Origin of the sequence: Paraburkholderia panacisoli, from assembly GCF_008369935.1 — a bacterium.
Taxonomy (GTDB): Bacteria; Pseudomonadota; Gammaproteobacteria; order Burkholderiales; family Burkholderiaceae; genus Paraburkholderia; species Paraburkholderia panacisoli.
Genome location: NZ_VTUZ01000020.1, coordinates 132,474 through 149,992 on the forward strand (window position 1 = coordinate 132,474; position 17,519 = coordinate 149,992).

A 17,519-nucleotide genomic window follows, 5' to 3' on the forward strand; every position below is an offset into this window, starting at 1 on the left:
ACGCGGCGCGCCGCTTGAAACGGGTCTGTCCGGCCCCATCTGCCGTTTTGATATGCGGTTGCGCGCCAACGCGCAGGTCGCGATTTGGCAGCGCACAAATCGCCTCACGCTTAGTGCGCTGTCGCCACCATTGGTTTTTACTTTCTAACGACTTTTCAGCGACATGGAAAACACGCAAGAGAACCCGACGAGCCAGAATCCCACGCCCGCGGACGAAACCGCGCGCCAGGCCGCCGAGGCGGCGGCACCCCAGGACACGGCTGCAAGCGCCGCCGAGCAGACGCCTGTCGCCGCCGAGCAGGCCGCGCTGGCCGAAGCTCAGGCGAAGATCGCCGACTTGCAGGAAAGCTTCCTGCGCGCGAAGGCGGAAACGGAAAACGTGCGCCGTCGCGCTCAGGAAGACGTCGCCAAGGCACACAAGTTTGCGATCGAGAGCTTCGCGGAGCATCTGCTGCCGGTGGTCGACAGCCTCGAAGCGGCCGTCGCTCACTCGTCCGACGACCTGCAGAAGGTGCGCGAAGGCGTCGAACTGACGCTGCGTCAGTTGACCGGCGCGCTGGAGAAGGGCCGCGTCGTCGCGCTGAACCCGGTCGGCGAGAAGTTCGATCCGCATCGCCATCAGGCCATTTCGATGGTGCCGGCCGATCAGGAGCCGAACACCGTCGTCGCCGTGCTGCAAAAGGGCTTCGTGATTGCCGATCGCGTGTTGCGTCCCGCACTCGTGACCGTCGCCGCGCCGAAATAGCGCGGCACGAGGCTTCGTAAGCCGTTTCATCGGGCACGCACAGCCGCACCGCCATGGCCAACATTTCCGTCGACGCCACCGCGTTTGCCGTCTTCGACATGCAGAAGTTGAGCGCCGAATCGTTCGACGCGGGCTTGGCCGGCGCCGGAGACGATCTGGCTGTGGTCTTTTTTCGGGGTCTCGACTGCTTCAATTGCGAGATCGCCAGGAAGGCCACGCCGGCGCAGCCGGACGCGATCCCCGTTGGTTTCACAGCAATGTCAACGAGCATCGCGAATTAGGCCAGCGCTTCATGCTGCACGGCGTGCCCACGTGGTTGTTCTTTCACTGCGGCAAGCGGCTTGGCCGGGCAACCGGCTGACACGGCCTTGGGCAGTTCGAGGCGGCGATTGCCCGCTGCACGTGAAAGATCCGGGCCGCCCCGCAAGCAGATGGTACGGATGCAGGAAGAAGTTCGACCGATTGAAAAAAATTAAAGACCGCATCGCAAAAGAGGTCTTGAAAACGATGCAGACGCACTTATGTTGAGTGCAGGTATGAATTGAGGGCGGATCGCCTGACCGCCGGATGGGCAAACCGGGCGATTCCCGCAGCGATCAAAGTTAGGAGATTAGAAAAAATGGGCAAAATCATCGGCATCGACCTCGGCACGACCAACTCGTGCGTGGCGATCATGGAAGGCAATTCGGTCAAGGTGATCGAGAACTCGGAAGGTGCGCGCACCACGCCGTCGATCATCGCTTACATGGAAGACGGCGAGATCCTGGTCGGCGCGCCTGCGAAGCGTCAGTCGGTCACGAACCCGCGGAACACGCTGTACGCGGTCAAGCGCCTGATCGGCCGCCGCTTCGAAGAAAAAGAAGTGCAGAAAGACATTGGCTTGATGCCGTACAAGATCATGAAAGCCGATAACGGCGACGCATGGGTCGAAGTGCGCGATCAGAAGCTGGCTCCGCCGCAAATCTCCGCGGAAGTGCTGCGCAAGATGAAGAAGACCGCTGAAGACTACCTCGGCGAGTCGGTCACGGAAGCCGTGATTACGGTTCCCGCGTACTTCAACGACAGCCAGCGTCAGGCGACCAAGGACGCCGGCCGCATCGCCGGTCTGGAAGTGAAGCGGATCATCAACGAACCGACCGCAGCCGCTCTGGCATTCGGCCTGGACAAGGCTGAAAAGGGCGACCGCAAGATCGCCGTGTTCGACCTCGGCGGCGGCACCTTCGACATCTCGATCATCGAAATCGCCGATGTCGACGGCGAAATGCAGTTCGAAGTGCTGTCCACGAACGGCGATACGTTCCTCGGCGGTGAAGACTTCGACCAGCGCATCATCGATTACATCATCGGCGAGTTCAAGAAAGAGCAAGGCGTCGATCTGTCGAAAGATGTGCTCGCGCTGCAACGTCTGAAGGAATCGGCTGAAAAGGCGAAGATCGAGCTGTCGTCGAGCCAGCAAACCGAAATCAACCTGCCGTACATCACGGCCGACGCATCGGGTCCGAAGCATTTGAACCTGAAGATCACGCGTGCGAAGCTGGAAGCGCTGGTTGAAGAACTGATCGAACGCACGATCGAGCCGTGCCGCGTGGCCATCAAGGATGCGGGCGTGAAGGTCGGCGAAATCGACGACGTGATTCTGGTCGGCGGTATGACCCGTATGCCGAAGGTGCAGGAAAAGGTCAAGGAGTTCTTCGGCAAGGATCCGCGCCGTGACGTGAACCCGGACGAAGCCGTCGCCGTTGGCGCCGCGATTCAAGGTCAGGTTCTGTCGGGCGACCGCAAGGACGTTCTGCTGCTCGACGTGACCCCGTTGTCGCTCGGCATCGAAACGCTCGGCGGCGTGATGACGAAGATGATCAACAAGAACACCACGATCCCGACCAAGCACGCACAGGTCTACTCGACGGCCGACGACAATCAGAGCGCCGTGACGATCAAGGTGTTCCAGGGCGAACGCGAAATGGCAGCGGGCAACAAGCTGCTCGGCGAGTTCAACCTGGAAGGCATTCCGCCGGCACCGCGCGGCACGCCGCAGATCGAAGTGAGCTTCGACATCGACGCGAACGGCATTCTGCACGTCGGCGCGAAGGACAAGGCGACCGGCAAGGAAAATCGCATCACGATCAAGGCTAACTCGGGTCTGTCCGAAGCCGAAATCGAGAAGATGGTGAAGGACGCGGAAGCGAACGCGGAAGAAGATCACAAGCTGCGTGAGCTGGCCGATGCCCGCAACCAGGGCGATGCGCTGGTCCACAGCACGAAGAAGGCGCTCACCGAATACGGCGACAAGCTGGAAGCCGGCGAGAAGGAAAAGATCGAAGCCGCGCTGAAGGACCTCGAAGAAACGCTGAAGAGCGGGTCGAGCGACAAGGCCGCGATCGAAGCCAAGATCGAAGTGGTGGCGACCGCGTCGCAGAAGATGGGCGAGAAGATGTACGCCGACATGCAGGCTGCGCAAGGTGCCGAAGCAGCGGCGGCAGGTGCGGCGGGTGCGGGTGCATCGGCGGCCGGCGCGACCCAGCAGCAGGACGACGTGGTCGACGCCGAGTTCAAGGAAGTGAAGAAGGACTAAAGCCAGGTCGCATTTCGACCGTAAAGCCGCGCACAGCGATGTGCGCGGCCCGGCTGCACAAGGAACCGCGTCCACCTGGAACGACGAACGTGCAAGAGCGGTTATCACGCCTGGCGAGCCTTTTGGGGCTCTCCGGGCACATTTGTTTTATGGAGGGCGTTGTTTTGAACCCTGTCGAAGCGGGTGAAAACAGCGGCCGGACGAGTCGTGAGACTCCAGCATTCAAGAGGAGCCACCGCGTCGCATTGCGCGAGTGGCGTTGAACCGATATGGCGAAACGGGATTACTACGAGGTTCTGGGCGTCGCAAAGAACGCGAGCGACGACGAAATCAAGAAGGCTTATCGCAAGCTCGCGATGAAGCATCACCCCGACCGCAATCCGGGCAACAAGGATGCGGAAGAGCATTTCAAAGAGGTGAAGGAAGCCTATGAAATGCTGTCGGACTCGCAAAAGCGTGCCGCGTACGACCAGTACGGTCACGCGGGCGTCGATCCGAACATGGGCGGTGCCGGTGCGCAAGGCTTCGGCGGTTTTGCCGACGCATTCGGCGATATTTTCGGCGACATCTTCGGCCAGGCGGCCGGCGGCGCCGCACGCGGCGGCGGACGTGCCGGCCCGCAGGTGTATCGCGGCGCCGATCTGCGCTACAGCATGGAAATTACGCTGGAACAGGCCGCGCACGGCTACGACACGCAGATTCGCGTGCCGAGCTGGGTCTCGTGTGAAGTCTGTCACGGTTCGGGCGCGAAGCCCGGCACCAAGCCGGAAACCTGCCCGACCTGCAGCGGGTCCGGTTCGGTGCGGATGTCGCAAGGCTTTTTCAGCATTCAGCAGACCTGCCCGAAGTGCCACGGCAGCGGCACCTACATTCCCGAGCCGTGCGGCCATTGCCACGGCGCGGGCAAGGTGAAGGAAACCAAGACGCTGGAAGTGAAGATTCCCGCAGGTATCGACGACGGCATGCGCATCCGCTCCGCCGGCAACGGTGAGCCGGGCATCAACGGGGGTCCGTCGGGCGATCTGTACGTCGAGATTCACATCAAGCAGCACTCGGTGTTCGAGCGCGACGGCGACGACCTGCATTGCCAGATGCCGATTCCGTTCACCACGGCAGCACTCGGCGGCGAAATCGAAGTGCCGACGCTCGCGGGCCGCGCCAGCTTCACCGTGCCGGAAGGCACGCAGTCGGGCAAGACGTTCCGTCTGCGTGGCAAGGGCATCAAGGGGCTGCGTTCGAGCATTGCCGGCGATCTGTACGTGCATGTGCAAGTCGAAACCCCGGTCAAGCTCACCGAGTCGCAGCGTGATCTGCTCAAGCAGTTCGAAAAGGCGCTGGTGGAAGGTGGCTCGCGGCATAGCCCGCAAAGCAAGAGCTGGTTCGACCGGGTGAAGAGCTTCTTCGATTAATGGCAGTTGGAAGTTGGCGGTGAGCATGACGACTGACAGGCGCGGCGCGGTGTTCGCGTTGCTCGACGATTGCGACGCGACGGCGGCGCGCCGTTCGAGTCGTCTGTACACGGGTTTCGCGCATGAACGGGTTTGCGCGGACGCCGCGCGACTCGAGACCGTCTGCGACAGTGTGGCGGCGGACATCCGGGGCGGCTTGCATGCTGTCGTGCTTGCCGACTATGAATTTGGCCGGACGCTTCTCGATATCAGGGCGGTACGGTCTCCGAAAACGCAGCGTGGCAATGCCACGCTGCGTTTTTTATTGTTCGAGCGCTGCAGCAGGCATTCACGCGAAGAGGTCGATGCGTGGCTCGCGCAAGGCGACGAGGGCGCGGCCGAGCCGTCGGTGGCGGGCACGGCTAACGTGTGCGGGAGCGTCGATCGCGCGCAATTCAATTCGGCAATCGATGCGATTCATGCCGCGTTGCGCGCGGGCGATTCGTATCAGGTCAACTACACGTACCGGCTCAATTTCGACGTGTTCGGCTCGCCCACTGCGTTCTATCGGCGCCTGAGGGCTCGTCAGCCGGTTCCGTTTGGCGCGCTGATCGCGTTGCCCGGCGATAACTGGGTGTTGTCGTGCTCGCCGGAGCTTTTCGTCGAGAAGCAGGGCGAGAAGTTGCGCGCGCGGCCGATGAAAGGCACCGCGCCGCGCTCGGACGATCCAGTCGCCGATCGTCGCACTGCCGAATTCCTCGGCAGCGATCCGAAAAACCGTGCCGAAAACGTGATGATCGTCGACCTGTTGCGCAACGATCTGTCCCGGGTCGCGCAGACGGGGTCGGTCAAGGTGCCGGCGCTGTTCGCGGTCGAACCGTATGCGTCGGTCTGGCAGATGACGTCGACGGTAGAAGCGGCGTTGCGACCCGGCACGTCGTTCGCGGGCATCCTGCGCGCGCTGTTTCCGTGCGGCTCGATTACCGGCGCGCCGAAGCATCGCACGATGCAGTTGATCGACGAGCTCGAGAGCACGCCGCGCGGGCTTTATACCGGGGCGATCGGGTGGCTCGACGGGTCTTCGGATTCGACGCGTGCCGGCGCTGAGGACACATCGGCAGATGCCGATGCCGCTGGCGCGCCAAAGACTCCTGCTGTAGCCGCCACCTCAAACGAATCCCCCTGCGGCGACTTCTGCCTCTCTGTCGCCATCCGGACATTGACGTTGAAGCGGTCCGCGCAAACCGGCGGGCTGACAGGCGAGATGGGCATCGGCGCCGGCATCGTCCTCGACAGCGTGGCCGCCGACGAATACGCGGAGTGCAACTTGAAAGCGCGTTTCCTGACCGGCGCCGAGCCGGGTTTCGAACTCTTCGAAACGATGTATGCGACGCGGGAAGAGGGTGTGCGGCATCTGGCGCGTCATCTCGAACGACTGTTGTCGAGCGCGACGACGCTCGGCTTCAGGCTCGACGATATTGATGGGATTCGCGCGCAAATCGCCGCGAAGTGCGAGACGCTACCGACGCAAACTCCGCATCGCATGCGGCTCGCGCTGAGCAAGGACGGCACGGTGCAAATCATCGCCGCAGTCCTGGCACCGCTCGCGGAGTCGACCGTCGGCGTGCTGCTCGGTCCCGATCAGGCCTTTCCCGCGACCGAGGCCGCCGACCCGCTGCTGCGCCACAAAACCACCCGCCGCGCGCACTTCGACCGCGGCTGGCGCGAAGCCGAAGCGCAGGGCGCATTCGATACGCTGTTCTTCAACGAACGAGGTGAGTTGACCGAAGGCGGCCGGTCGAATGTGTTTGTGAAGCTGGCGGGGCGATGGTGGACGCCGCCGCTCGCGTCGGGCGTGCTGCCCGGTGTGATGCGCAGTGTGCTGCTCGAAGAAGCGTCGGACCTGCAAGCGGCTGAAAAAGTCCTGACGCAGGCGGACGTGCTGAACGCCGAAGCGCTGCTGATCTGCAACGCGTTGCGCGGCGCGCTGCCGGCGCGGATCGTCCGTTAAAACAATGAAGCGAGCCGCACGCGCGCATCAGCAAAAAAGAACCGCCCGCGTGCGCAAACACAAAACAGCGCCCGGCTAAACACCCAAGCGCTTCAAGCTCATCAGAACGTGTGCTCCGGCCCGGGGAACGAACCGTCCTTTACCGCGCGTACATACGCTTCCACGGCGGCCAGAATGCTCGGCTGCCCCTGCATGAAGTCCTTGACGAAGCGGGGTCGCTTGCCGGGGAAAATCCCCAGCATGTCGTGCAGCACCAGCACCTGACCCGAGCAATCGAGACCCGCGCCGATCCCGATCGTCGGAATGCGCAACTGCTTCGTGACGTCGCTGGCGAGTTGCGTCGGAATCGCCTCCATCACGATCAGCTGCGCGCCGGCCGCCTGCATCGCGAGCGAGTCGCGCAGCAGTTGGCTCGCGCCCGCCTCGGTTTTGCCTTGCACCTTGAAGCCGCCGAACGCATGCACCGACTGCGGCGTGAGGCCCACGTGCGCGCACACCGGAATCGACCGGTCGACCAGAAAACGCACCGTATCGGCGAGCCATTCGCCGCCCTCCAGCTTCACCATCTGCGCGCCGGCGCGCATCAATTCCACCGAGCTTCTGAATGCGTCCTCCGGCGTGCCGTAGGTGCCGAACGGCAGATCGGCCACCACCAGCGCCGAGGTCCGCGCGCGCGCCACGCTGGCCGTGTGATACGCGATGTCGGCGAGCGATACCGGCAGCGTGGTCGTCTGGCCTTGCAGCACGTTGCCGAGCGAGTCGCCGATCAGCAGCACGTCGACGCCCGCGCGGTCCAGCAGCGCGGCGAAGCTCGCGTCGTAACACGTGAGCATGGCGATTCTTTCGCCGGCGTCGCGCATTGCCTGCAGTTTCGGCACGGTGATAGCGCTCCGGCTCGCTTCCTGCAAATAGGTCATGGGTCAATCCATTGGAAAAAGAGGTGGCCGCGCCGCTCAGAGCGACGTGCCTTTGACAAAGAATTCCTTGCGGCCTCGCATCGTTTCGATACGTTCGGCGAGCAGCGCAAGGTCCGCGTCGGAGTCGAGCGGATTCAGGTGTTCGGCGTTGACCGTCAGCACGGGCGTGCGGTCGTAGTGATAGAAGAAGTCGTTGTACGCGTCGCACAGCGCGCGCAGATACGCGTCGGAAATCTGCAGCTCCATCGGCACGGCGCGCTTCTGAATGCGGGCGAACAGCACCTCGGGACTGGCCTGCAGATAGAGCACGAAATCCGGCGCCGGCGCGCTGGTTTCGAGTCGCGCGGCGAGCGCGCGATACAGTTGCCACTCGTCTTCCTGCAAGGTCAGACGCGCGAAGATGTCATTCTTCTGCGTCATGAAATCGGCGATGAGTGGCGTGCCCGAACCATACGCGGCGCTCACGTCCTGAGCCTGCTGCGCGCGCTGCAATGCGAAGTGCAACTGCGTGGGCAACGCGTAACGCGCGGTGTCGCGATAAAAACGTTCGAGAAAGGGATTGTCTTGCGGCCGCTCGAATAGTTCGTGCATCGACCAGCGCTGCGCGAGACGCCGTGCGAGCGAGGTCTTGCCGACGCCGATCGGCCCTTCGATCGCGAGATAGCCGAACGGTGGACGCAAGTGCGGCGCGGTGACCGTGAGGGGCGGCGAACTCATTCGCAGCGGCCTTTGTCGGCGCTGCCGGCCGTCAATGCATTGAGCATTGGACACTGACAGGGCGACTTCACCTTCTCGATGCGTTGATGGCTGACGCCGGCGAGCAGTGTATCGGCGCGGCCGTGTTGCGGGATGACGAGCGCCGCGTCGATTTCGACGAGCGGCACCAACGCGAACGCGCGTTCGGCGAGGCGCGGATGCGGCACGGTCAGGTCGGCTTCGTCGATCGACTGATCGCCGTACAGCAGGATGTCCAGGTCGAGCGTGCGCGGTGCGTTGCGAAACGGCCGTTCGCGGCCGAACTGATGCTCGATTTTGTGGCACAGCGCCAGCAGATGCCGCACGGGAAGCGTCGTATCGACCTTCACGACGCAGTTGAAATAATCGTCACCGCCCGCGTCGATCGGGGCAGTGCGATACAGGCTCGATTTCGCGAGCACGGAGATGGTGTGCTGTTGTGCCAGGCACACCACTGCGTCTTTCAGGGTCTGGCGCGCGTCCCCGAGATTCGCGCCGAGGCCAAGATAAGCAACCGTCATGGCATAACTTCCTGCAACTGTCGTTCGACGGCTTCAGCGAACGCGTCGTCAGTCGTCGTGCGAGCCGTCGTGGCCCGCGTCGTTGTCTGTGCGTTCGGCTGGCGTGCCGCCCTCCAATCCGTCGCCCGCTTTGCGGTTTCTGGCGCCACTGCTGCGCCGCCGTCGTTTTCTGGGACTCCGGTCCTTCCCGCCCTGCGTGAGCAATGCCTCGCGCGCGGCGACGTCTCCTTCGATGAACTCCGTCCACCACGCACCGACCGACTCGTCGAGTTCGCCCGATTCGCAGCGCAACAGGAGGAAATCATACCCCGCTCTAAATCTTTGGTGTTCCAGCAGCTTCAGCGCGCTTCTTCCCGACCGTTTTTCGAGGCGCAGTTGCAGGCCCCAGATCTCGCGCATATCCGACGAAAAGCGCTTGTGGATCGCGAGTTTCTCGGTTTGCGTGTCGAGGACTTCGTCCATCGCGCGATGCAGCGCGGGCACCGGATATTCACCGTCCGCTTCGAATTTCTGCCAGCGCTGCTGCACGTCGTGCCACAACAGCGTGGCGAACAGAAAGCCCGGCGACACCGGTTTGCCGGCGCGCACGCGGGCATCGGTGTTGGTCAGCGCCAACGTGATGAATTTTTCGCCGGTGGGCTGCTCCAGCACCACGTCGAGCAGCGGCAGCAGGCCATGATGCAGGCCCTCGTCGCGCAAGCGCTTCAGGCAGGCGAGCGCGTGACCCGACAGCATCAGCTTGAGCATCTCGTCGAACAGACGCGCGGCGGGCACGTTGTTGATCAGATCGGCCATTTTGACGATCGGCGCACGGGTGCCGTCTTCGATCTCGAACTCGAGCTTCGCGGCAAAACGCACCACGCGCAGCATGCGCACCGGATCTTCGCGATACCGCGTGGCCGGATCGCCGATCATGCGCAACAGACGCGCGCGCATGTCGGCCATGCCGTTGTGATAGTCCAGCACGGTTTGCGTGGCCGGATCGTAGTACATCGCGTTGACCGTGAAGTCGCGGCGCGTGGCGTCTTCGTGCTGCTCGCCCCACACGTTGTCGCGCAGCACGCGGCCGCTTGCGTCCACCGCGTGAGTGCGGCGGTCGAGCTCGTCGCGCTTCAGGCGCCGCGCCGGCGCGGCGTCCGCTGCGGGCGGATCGACCAGTGCGCGGAACGTCGAGGTTTCGATGATCTCCTGGCCGAACTGCACGTGCACGATCTGAAACCGCCGGCCGATGATGCGCGCGCGGCGGAACAGCTTCTGCACCTGTTCGGGGGTGGCGTCGGTGGCGACGTCGAAGTCTTTCGGCTTGATGCCGAGCAGCAGATCGCGCACCGCCCCGCCGACGATGAACGCGCGATGCCCTGCCTGCTGCAAACCTTCGGTCACGCGAATCGCGTTCCTCGAGATCAACGCGGGATCGATGCCGTGCACGTCGTGCGGAATGATCACCGGCACGTCCGGGTCGGGCACGGCCTGGGCGGCCGCGCCGGCACCGGTGGATTTGCGGCGTGGCTTGGCTGTGCCCGCGGTGGTGGACTTCGCGCGTGTGCGGGCGCCGCTAGTTGAGTCTGCTTCGGCTTCGGCGGGCAGGGTGTCGTCAGCGGGCGCCGCGTCCTGGCCGAATAGCTTGCGGATGAGTTTTTTGATCACGAGGGTTGAAAGAGTTCGAGGATGCGCCAGCCTTTGGCTTGCGCATGGGCGCGCAATGTGTCGTCCGGATTGGTCGCGATAGGGTCGGTGACTTTCTCTAGCAACGGAATGTCGTTGTGCGAATCGCTGTAGAAGTAGCTGTGCTCGAAGTCGCTCCAGCTCTTACCGAGCGACGCGAGCCACGCTTCGGTGCGGACGATCTTGCCTTCCTTGTAGCTCGGCGTCCCGGTGGGGCGGCCGGTGTAGGGCCCGTGCGGGTCGCCGTCGACGGTTTCCACTTCGCAGGCGATCAGCGTATCGACGCCGAAGGCTTGGGCGATCGGGCGCGTGATGAATTCGTTGGTCGCGGTCACCACGCAGCACAGGTCGCCGGCTTCACGGTGCTGCTTCACCAGCTCCAGCGCGGTCGGGAAGATGGCCGGCGTGATCACTTCGTGCATGTACTGCGCGTGAAGGTCGGCGAGTTCGGCGCGCGTGAACTTGGCGAGCGGCGTGAGCATGGCCATCAGGTAGGCGTGAATGTCGAGCTTGCCGGCCTTGTAGTCGGCGAAAAAGCGGTCGTTTTCACGGGCGAAGTTTTCGGCGTCGACCATGCCTTGTTTCACCATGAAGCGGCCCCATTCGTGGTCGCTGTCGGTGGGAATGAGCGTGTGGTCGAGATCGAAGAGTGCGAGATTAGCCATGGGGGCCTATTTTACTTGAAGCGGATGAAGCGGCGTGCGAACCCGCCGCCGAGCCTGATGAGCCGGGCACGGCGCGCCGTTCGTCGACGTCGGGCGAAGCCAGCATGGTGCGCAACAGCGGCAGCGTGACCGCGCGTTTCTGTTCGAGCGAAAAGCGGTCGAGCGCGTCGAGCAGCGCCATCAGGCTGGGCATGTCGCGGCGAAAGTGTGTGAGCAGGTAGGCGGGCACGTCGTCGGCGAGCATGAGGCCGCGCTCGCGCGCCGCGTGCTTGAGTACCGCCGCCTTGCCTTCGTCCGGCAGCGGCGCGAGATGGAACACGAGGCCCCAGCCGAGGCGGGTGCGCAAATCCTCGCGCACCGTCATGCCGATCGGCGCCGCATTGCCCGCGGCGACCAGCGCGCTGGTCGGATGCGCGCGCACTTCGTTGAACAGGTTGAACACGGCGATCTGCTGTGCGGCCGACAGCGCGTCGCAGTCGTCGATCGCGTACAGCGCGACGCGCGGGTCGAAGCTGAACGCAGCGAGGCTGCTCTGCGGACCGGCGAAGCGCGCATGACCCGGCGGCGCTTCGTGCACGAGCGCCTGCAACAGGTGGGTGCGGCCGCTGCCGGATTCGCCCCAGAGGTAGAAGGTGCGGTCGGCCACCGGTCCGGCGGCGAGCGCATTGTCGAGCTCACGCAGCCGCGTGACCAGCTCCGCGTTCGCGCCGGCGAAGAAATTGTCGAATGTCGATGGCGGCGGGGTGCCGAGATCGAGCGTCAGTTGACGAAGCACAGTAGGTGAATGCCGAAAATGAGGCTAAGGCCGCAAGCGGCCCGGACCTCGGGCCCTGAAACGTCAGTAAGCAGTTAGTTGTTGTAAAGCGTGCTGGTCAGATAGCTTTGCCGCAACTCGCGGATCGCCACCGACAGGATCGCGCTGACCGGCAACGCAAGCAACACGCCGAAAAAGCCGAACAGCTGGCCGAACGCGAGCAACGCGAAGATGACCGCGAGCGGGTGCAGCCCGATCCGTTCGCCGACCAGCCGCGGCGTCAGATAAAAACTCTCGACGATCTGCGCGAAGCCGTAAATCAGCGCGACCGCGCCGAAGCCGTACCAGTCGCCGAACTGTAGCAGCGCCGCGAGCAGCGCCAACACCAGACCCGTTGCAAAACCCAGGTAAGGGATGAATACCGCGAGCCCCGTGAAAATGCCGACCGGCAACGCGATCTCGAAGCCCGCCAGACTCAGTGCGACCGAGTAGTACACCGCCAGCACCGCCATCACCAGCAACTGGCCGCGCAGGTATTGCGACAGCATCTGGTCCATGTCGCGCGCCAGTTGCAGCGTCTTGTCGAGCCAGCGGCGCGGCACCACGATCTGCATGCGCGCGAGCATGCGGTTCCAGTCGAACAACAGATAGAACAGCACGAGCGGCACCAGCACGAGGTTGCCCACCACCGTCATCATCAGGTTGCCGCTGGTGCGCAGCGAGGTCCACGCGTACATCACGACGGTTTGCGCGCTGCCTTCCAGTTGCCCCATCGCGAGGTCGCGGATGCTGGCGAAATCGAACGAGTCGGCCAGACCCATCATCGCGAGCTTGGGTTGCAGCCACGCGCTCACATGCGCGAAGAACACCGGCACCTGCTGCCGCAATTGCGGCCCTTCCTTGTGGATCACCGCGAGCACCAGCAGCACGAGCATCGTCATCAGCAGCGTGAAAAACAGGATCATCAGCAACGCGGCGAGGCCGCGCGGCACGCGCCGCCGTACCATCCACGCGACACCCGGCTGCAGAATGTACGCGAGAATCGCGCCGAGCAGAAACGGTGTGAGGACCGGGCTGAGCAGCCACAGCAGGATGCCGACGCCCAGCGCGATAGCCAGCCAGATGAAGGCGCGGCGCTGAACCGGAGTCGGAATCGGTGAGTTTTGTTGCAAAGTTGGTTTCCCAGGTGTCGTCGGAACGCGTGAATTCCAGCCAACCGGCCGGCATCGGGTAAAATCGCATTTTACCGACCTTCTCGCTCTTCCCCATGAATCAACCGAAATCCGCCCCTGACGCCCAAGGTTTGTCGTATCGCGACGCCGGCGTGGACATCGACGCGGGCGACGCCCTCGTCGACGCGATCAAGCCCTTTGCCAAAAAGACGATGCGCGACGGCGTGCTGGGTGGCATCGGCGGGTTCGGCGCGCTGTTCGAAGTGCCGAAGAAGTACAAGGAGCCGGTGCTCGTGTCCGGCACCGACGGCGTCGGCACCAAGCTGCGCCTCGCGTTCCAGCTGAACAAGCACGACACCGTCGGTCAGGATCTGGTGGCGATGAGCGTGAACGACATTCTCGTGCAGGGCGCCGAGCCGCTGTTCTTCCTCGACTACTTCGCGTGCGGCAAGCTGGACGTCGGCACGGCGGCCACGGTCGTCAAGGGCATCGCGCATGGCTGCGAACTGTCGGGTTGCGCGCTGATCGGCGGCGAAACGGCGGAAATGCCGGGCATGTATCCGGACGGCGAGTACGACCTGGCCGGCTTCGCGGTCGGTGCGGTCGAAAAGAGCAAGATCATCGACGGCAGCACGATCGCCCCCGGCGACGTGGTGCTGGGCCTCGCGTCGAGCGGCATTCATTCGAACGGCTTTTCGCTGGTGCGCAAGATCATCGAGCGCGCGCAGCCCGATCTGAATGCGGACTTCGACGGCCGAACGCTCGCCGACGCGCTGATGGCGCCGACGCATATCTACGTGAAGCCGTTGCTGGCACTGATGCAGCAGATCACCGTGAAGGGCATGGCGCACATCACGGGCGGCGGGCTGGTCGAAAACATTCCGCGCGTTCTGCGTGAAGGCCTGACGGCCGAGCTGGATCATCGCGCATGGCCGATGCCGCCGTTGTTCTCGTGGCTGCAAAAGCACGGCGGCGTCGCGGACGCGGAAATGCATCGCGTGTTCAACTGCGGGATCGGCATGGCGGTGGTGGTTTCGGCAGCCGACGCCGATGCGGCGATCGGCATGTTGTCGGCGGCCGGTGAACTGGTCTGGAAGATCGGCGCGATTCGCGAGAGCGCGGCCGGTGAAGCGCAGACCATCGTGATCTAACGGTTGATATGTTCCGCGCGGCGTGCGGATCGCACAACGCCGCGCGGGATCGGTGCTTCGACGCATCACATCAAAGCTTCAATTCAACGCTTCAAATCAACGCCTCGATCTGATCGAGCACCCGCGCGGTAGCGCGCGGATCGCAGCAGTCCACCACCACCCGCTCAGTCATGCTCCGCAGCCATGTGAGCTGCCGCTTGCACAACTGCCGGGTCGCAAACACGCCCTTGTCGCGCATGGTCGGATAATCGACCGCGCCATCCAGATACTCCCAGACCTGCCGATAGCCGACGCAGCGCATCGACGGCATCTCGGGCTGCAAGTCACCGCGTTCGCGCAGCTTCACCACTTCATCGACGAAACCGCCCGCCAGCATCGCGTCGAAGCGCTTCTCGATGCGCGCATGCAACACGCTGCGATCGGACGGCTCCAGCGCGATCGGCACGAAGCGCCACGCGGCGGCGGCGTCGTCGGAGCGCGCGGGAGCGGCCAGCAATGTCGACATCGGCTGCCCGGTCAGCAGAAAAACTTCGAGCGCGCGCTGAATCCGCTGCGAATCGTTCGGCGCGAGCCGCGCGGCCGTCACGGGATCGACGGCCGTGAGCCGCGCATGCATCGCCGGCCAGCCATCTTGCGCGGCGTCGGCATCGAGCGTAGCGCGCACGTCCGGGTCGGCGGCGGGCAAGTCGTTGAGCCCCTGCGTGAGCGCTTTGAAGTACAGCATGGTGCCGCCGACCAGCAACGGCAGCCGCCCGCGGGCGTGGATTTCGCCGGTCAGCCGCAGCGTGTCGGCGCGAAACTGCGCGGCCGAATAAGCGTCGGTCGGGTCGACGATGTCGATCAGATGATGCGGCGCCACCGCGCGCTCCTGCGGCGTCGGCTTCGCGGTGCCGATATCCATCTCGCGATACACCAGCGCCGAATCGACGCTGATGATCTCCACCGGCCGCCGCGCGGCCAGCGCCAACGCGGCGGCGGTCTTACCGGAAGCGGTCGGGCCGAGCAGGCAGGGGATCGGCGTGGGGGAAGGGCGTGACGTCATGGGCGAGCCGGCGCGCGTCGAAACAATGTCATCGAGCGCACCGTCACTGCCCGCGCATGAACAGCCGATCGAGATCGGACAGCGTCAGTTGATACCACGTCGGACGCCCGTGGTTGCATTGATCGGCGCGCTCGGTCGCTTCCATCTGACGCAGCAGCGCGTTCATTTCATCGAGCGTCAGACGGCGGTTCGCCCGCACCGCGTGATGGCAGGCGAGTGTGCCGAGCAGTTCGTGCTGACGCTCGGTCAGCACGCGCGAGCCGCCGAACGCATGCAGGTCGGAGAGGACCGCGCGCGCCAGCGCCTGCAGATCGGCGTCTTTCAGCAATGCGGGCACGGCGCGGATCGCCAGCGTGGTCGGCGAGAGCACGGCGAGGTCGAAGCCGAGCGCGTCGAGCGTGTCGCGCTCTTCTTCCACGGTGCCGATTTCGATCGGATCGGCCTGCATCGTCTGCGGGATCAGGAGCGGCTGCACGGCGATCGCGCGATCGGCCAGCGCGTTCTTGAACTGTTCGTACAGAATGCGCTCGTGCGCGGCGTGCATGTCCACGATCACCAGTCCGTGCGCATTTTGCGCGAGCACGTAGATGCCGTGAATCTGACCGAGCGCGAAGCCGAGCGGTTGTTCGTCGGCGGCGTTGAAGGCGGGCGGGTTGTACGGCGCCGATACCTGATAGGGTGCCGGCGTTTCCGCGGCCGAGTCGCGCGCTTCGAAGAGCGTGGCGCCTTCGGCGGTGCCGGCGTGGGTGTCTTTGCGGCCGAACAGCGCGTCGTAGAACGCGAGCGGTTGGGCGACCGGCAGCGTGCCTTGCGTCATACGCGCCTGGCGCATCCAGGTCGTGCCGGATTGCGACGAGCCGAATCCACCGCTCGATCCGCGATCCAGGCTGCCTCCAAGGCCGCCCGAGCCAATGCCTGAGCCGAAACCGCCGCTGCCCACTCCCGCATTTGCGCCCGCGCCGCCCAACGGCGTCGCACCGAACGAAGCCGGCCCGCCTGCCGCACGTTCCAGATGCGCCGCATGGCCGCCCGCCGTCGTTTCCGGCGATGCGCCGGCATGCCGCGCCAGCGCGCGCTGCACCGCGTGAAACACGAACTGGTGAATCGAGCGCGAGTCGCGAAAGCGAACCTCGATCTTCGACGGATGCACGTTCACATCGACCCCTTCGGGCGGCAGATCGAGGAACAGCACGTACGACGGATAACGGTCGCCGTGCAGCACGTCTTCGTAGGCCGCGCGCACCGCGTGCGTGAGCAGCTTGTCACGCACGAAACGGCCGTTGACGAAAAAGTACTGCTGATCGGCGCGGCCGCGGCTCGCGGTCGGCAGCCCGGCGCAGCCGTAGACGGCCAGCGGTCCGGCGGATTCGTCGAGCGGCAGATGGGCCGTCGCGAAGGTGTCGCCGAGAATCTTCGCGACCCGCACCGGTGGTTCGCTCGCGTTCCAGTGTTCGACCGCCTTGCCGTTATGCAGCACCGAAATCGCGACGTCCGGCCGCGCCAGCGCCGCGCGCCGGACCTGTTCAAGGCAATGGCCGAGTTCGGTCTGCTCGCTTTTCAGGAATTTGCGGCGTGCGGGCGTGTTGAAGTACAGCTCGCGGACTTCGATGGTCGTGCCCTGAGTGCCGGCCGCGGGGCTCAGCACGCCGGTTTGCGCGTCGACGCGCACGGCATGCGGCGCGTCGGCGGTGCGGCTCGTGATGGTCATTTCCGCAACCGACGCGATCGACGCCAACGCCTCACCGCGGAACCCGAGCGTAGCAACCGCTTCCAGTTCGGCGAGCGAGCGGATCTTGCTGGTCGCGTGGCGCATCAGCGCGAGCGCCAGTTCGCTCTCGGGGATGCCGCAGCCGTCGTCGGTGATCGAGATGCGCTTGACGCCGCCTTCGTCGAGCAGAATGCGCAGCGTTTGCGCGCCGGCATCGAGCGCGTTCTCCAGCAGTTCCTTGACCACCGAGGCCGGCCGTTCGACCACTTCGCCGGCGGCGATCTGGCTGATGAGCTGATCGGGAAGGGGCTGGATCGCGCGCAACGGACGTGGCGCGGACGTGGGCGCGGCTGCTGGGGCCGTGGCGGCCGTGGCGGAGCCGTCAGGCGTTTCGGAGAATTCGGACATGGCGAAATTATAGCGATTCGGCACACGGGTCCGCCGCCGCACACAGCGGCGGCAGATTTTTAATC

The 17,519-nt window shown here is 64.5% G+C and carries 14 protein-coding genes and 1 pseudogene; 6 read left to right on the top strand and 9 right to left on the bottom strand.

The window, feature by feature from the left end:
* Positions 1-163 precede the first annotated feature (163 nt).
* The 5 genes and pseudogenes from grpE to FVF58_RS27265 all read left to right on the top strand — a co-directional run bounded on the left by grpE (position 164) and on the right by FVF58_RS27265 (position 6,716).
* On the top strand, positions 164-745 hold the full coding sequence (grpE, locus tag FVF58_RS27245) for a nucleotide exchange factor GrpE (protein ID WP_149672927.1): 582 nt from the start codon (positions 164-166) through the stop codon (positions 743-745).
* 53 nt (positions 746-798) lie between these two features.
* A pseudogene (locus FVF58_RS27250) lies at positions 799-1,151 on the top strand (YbbN family protein).
* Between the two features lie 213 nt (positions 1,152-1,364).
* Positions 1,365-3,317, top strand: coding sequence for a molecular chaperone DnaK (dnaK, locus tag FVF58_RS27255; RefSeq protein WP_149672928.1), 1,953 nt, complete (start codon positions 1,365-1,367; stop codon positions 3,315-3,317).
* Positions 3,318-3,586: 269 nt separating this feature from the next.
* On the top strand, positions 3,587-4,726 hold the full coding sequence (gene dnaJ / locus FVF58_RS27260; protein ID WP_149672929.1) for a molecular chaperone DnaJ: 1,140 nt from the start codon (positions 3,587-3,589) through the stop codon (positions 4,724-4,726).
* 25 nt (positions 4,727-4,751) lie between these two features.
* Complete coding sequence (locus FVF58_RS27265; protein ID WP_149672930.1) at positions 4,752-6,716, top strand: chorismate-binding protein; 1,965 nt, start codon at positions 4,752-4,754, stop codon at positions 6,714-6,716.
* Positions 6,717-6,817: 101 nt separating this feature from the next.
* Here the strand turns inward: FVF58_RS27265 and panB are convergent, their stop codons facing one another.
* The 7 genes from panB to FVF58_RS27300 form a co-directional block, all read right to left on the bottom strand.
* Positions 6,818-7,633: a 3-methyl-2-oxobutanoate hydroxymethyltransferase gene (gene panB, locus FVF58_RS27270; protein ID WP_149672931.1), complete on the bottom strand. Its 816-nt coding sequence runs from the start codon at positions 7,631-7,633 to the stop codon at positions 6,818-6,820.
* A 36-nt stretch (positions 7,634-7,669) separates the two neighbouring features.
* Positions 7,670-8,350, bottom strand: a complete 681-nt coding sequence (locus FVF58_RS27275) for a deoxynucleoside kinase (RefSeq protein ID WP_149672932.1) — start codon at positions 8,348-8,350, stop codon at positions 7,670-7,672.
* Positions 8,347-8,889, bottom strand: coding sequence for a 2-amino-4-hydroxy-6-hydroxymethyldihydropteridine diphosphokinase (folK, locus tag FVF58_RS27280; RefSeq protein WP_149672933.1), 543 nt, complete (start codon positions 8,887-8,889; stop codon positions 8,347-8,349). Before folK ends, FVF58_RS27275 begins: the two co-directional genes overlap by 4 nt.
* A 48-nt stretch (positions 8,890-8,937) precedes the next feature.
* A complete protein-coding gene (gene pcnB / locus FVF58_RS27285) occupies positions 8,938-10,536 on the bottom strand; it encodes a polynucleotide adenylyltransferase PcnB (protein ID WP_149672934.1) in 1,599 nt (532 codons plus the stop codon).
* Entirely contained in the window at positions 10,533-11,219 is a 687-nt protein-coding gene (locus FVF58_RS27290) for a histidinol-phosphatase (protein ID WP_149672935.1), read from the bottom strand. Before FVF58_RS27290 ends, pcnB begins: the two co-directional genes overlap by 4 nt.
* Positions 11,212-11,994, bottom strand: a complete 783-nt coding sequence (gene hda, locus FVF58_RS27295; RefSeq protein ID WP_149672936.1) for a DnaA regulatory inactivator Hda — start codon at positions 11,992-11,994, stop codon at positions 11,212-11,214. Before hda ends, FVF58_RS27290 begins: the two co-directional genes overlap by 8 nt.
* A gap of 74 nt (positions 11,995-12,068) precedes the next feature.
* Entirely contained in the window at positions 12,069-13,145 is a 1,077-nt protein-coding gene (locus tag FVF58_RS27300; RefSeq protein WP_149672937.1) for an AI-2E family transporter, read from the bottom strand.
* A gap of 95 nt (positions 13,146-13,240) precedes the next feature.
* Between FVF58_RS27300 and purM the strand changes: the two genes are divergently transcribed.
* A complete protein-coding gene (gene purM / locus FVF58_RS27305; RefSeq protein ID WP_149672938.1) occupies positions 13,241-14,296 on the top strand; it encodes a phosphoribosylformylglycinamidine cyclo-ligase in 1,056 nt (351 codons plus the stop codon).
* A 91-nt stretch (positions 14,297-14,387) separates the two neighbouring features.
* Here the strand turns inward: purM and miaA are convergent, their stop codons facing one another.
* A complete protein-coding gene (gene miaA / locus FVF58_RS27310) occupies positions 14,388-15,338 on the bottom strand; it encodes a tRNA (adenosine(37)-N6)-dimethylallyltransferase MiaA (protein WP_149672939.1) in 951 nt (316 codons plus the stop codon).
* 43 nt (positions 15,339-15,381) lie between these two features.
* Positions 15,382-17,454 (bottom strand): DNA mismatch repair endonuclease MutL, encoded by a 2,073-nt coding sequence (gene mutL / locus FVF58_RS27315; protein ID WP_149672940.1) that lies wholly within the window; start codon positions 17,452-17,454, stop codon positions 15,382-15,384.
* Positions 17,455-17,519: the final 65 nt, after the last annotated feature.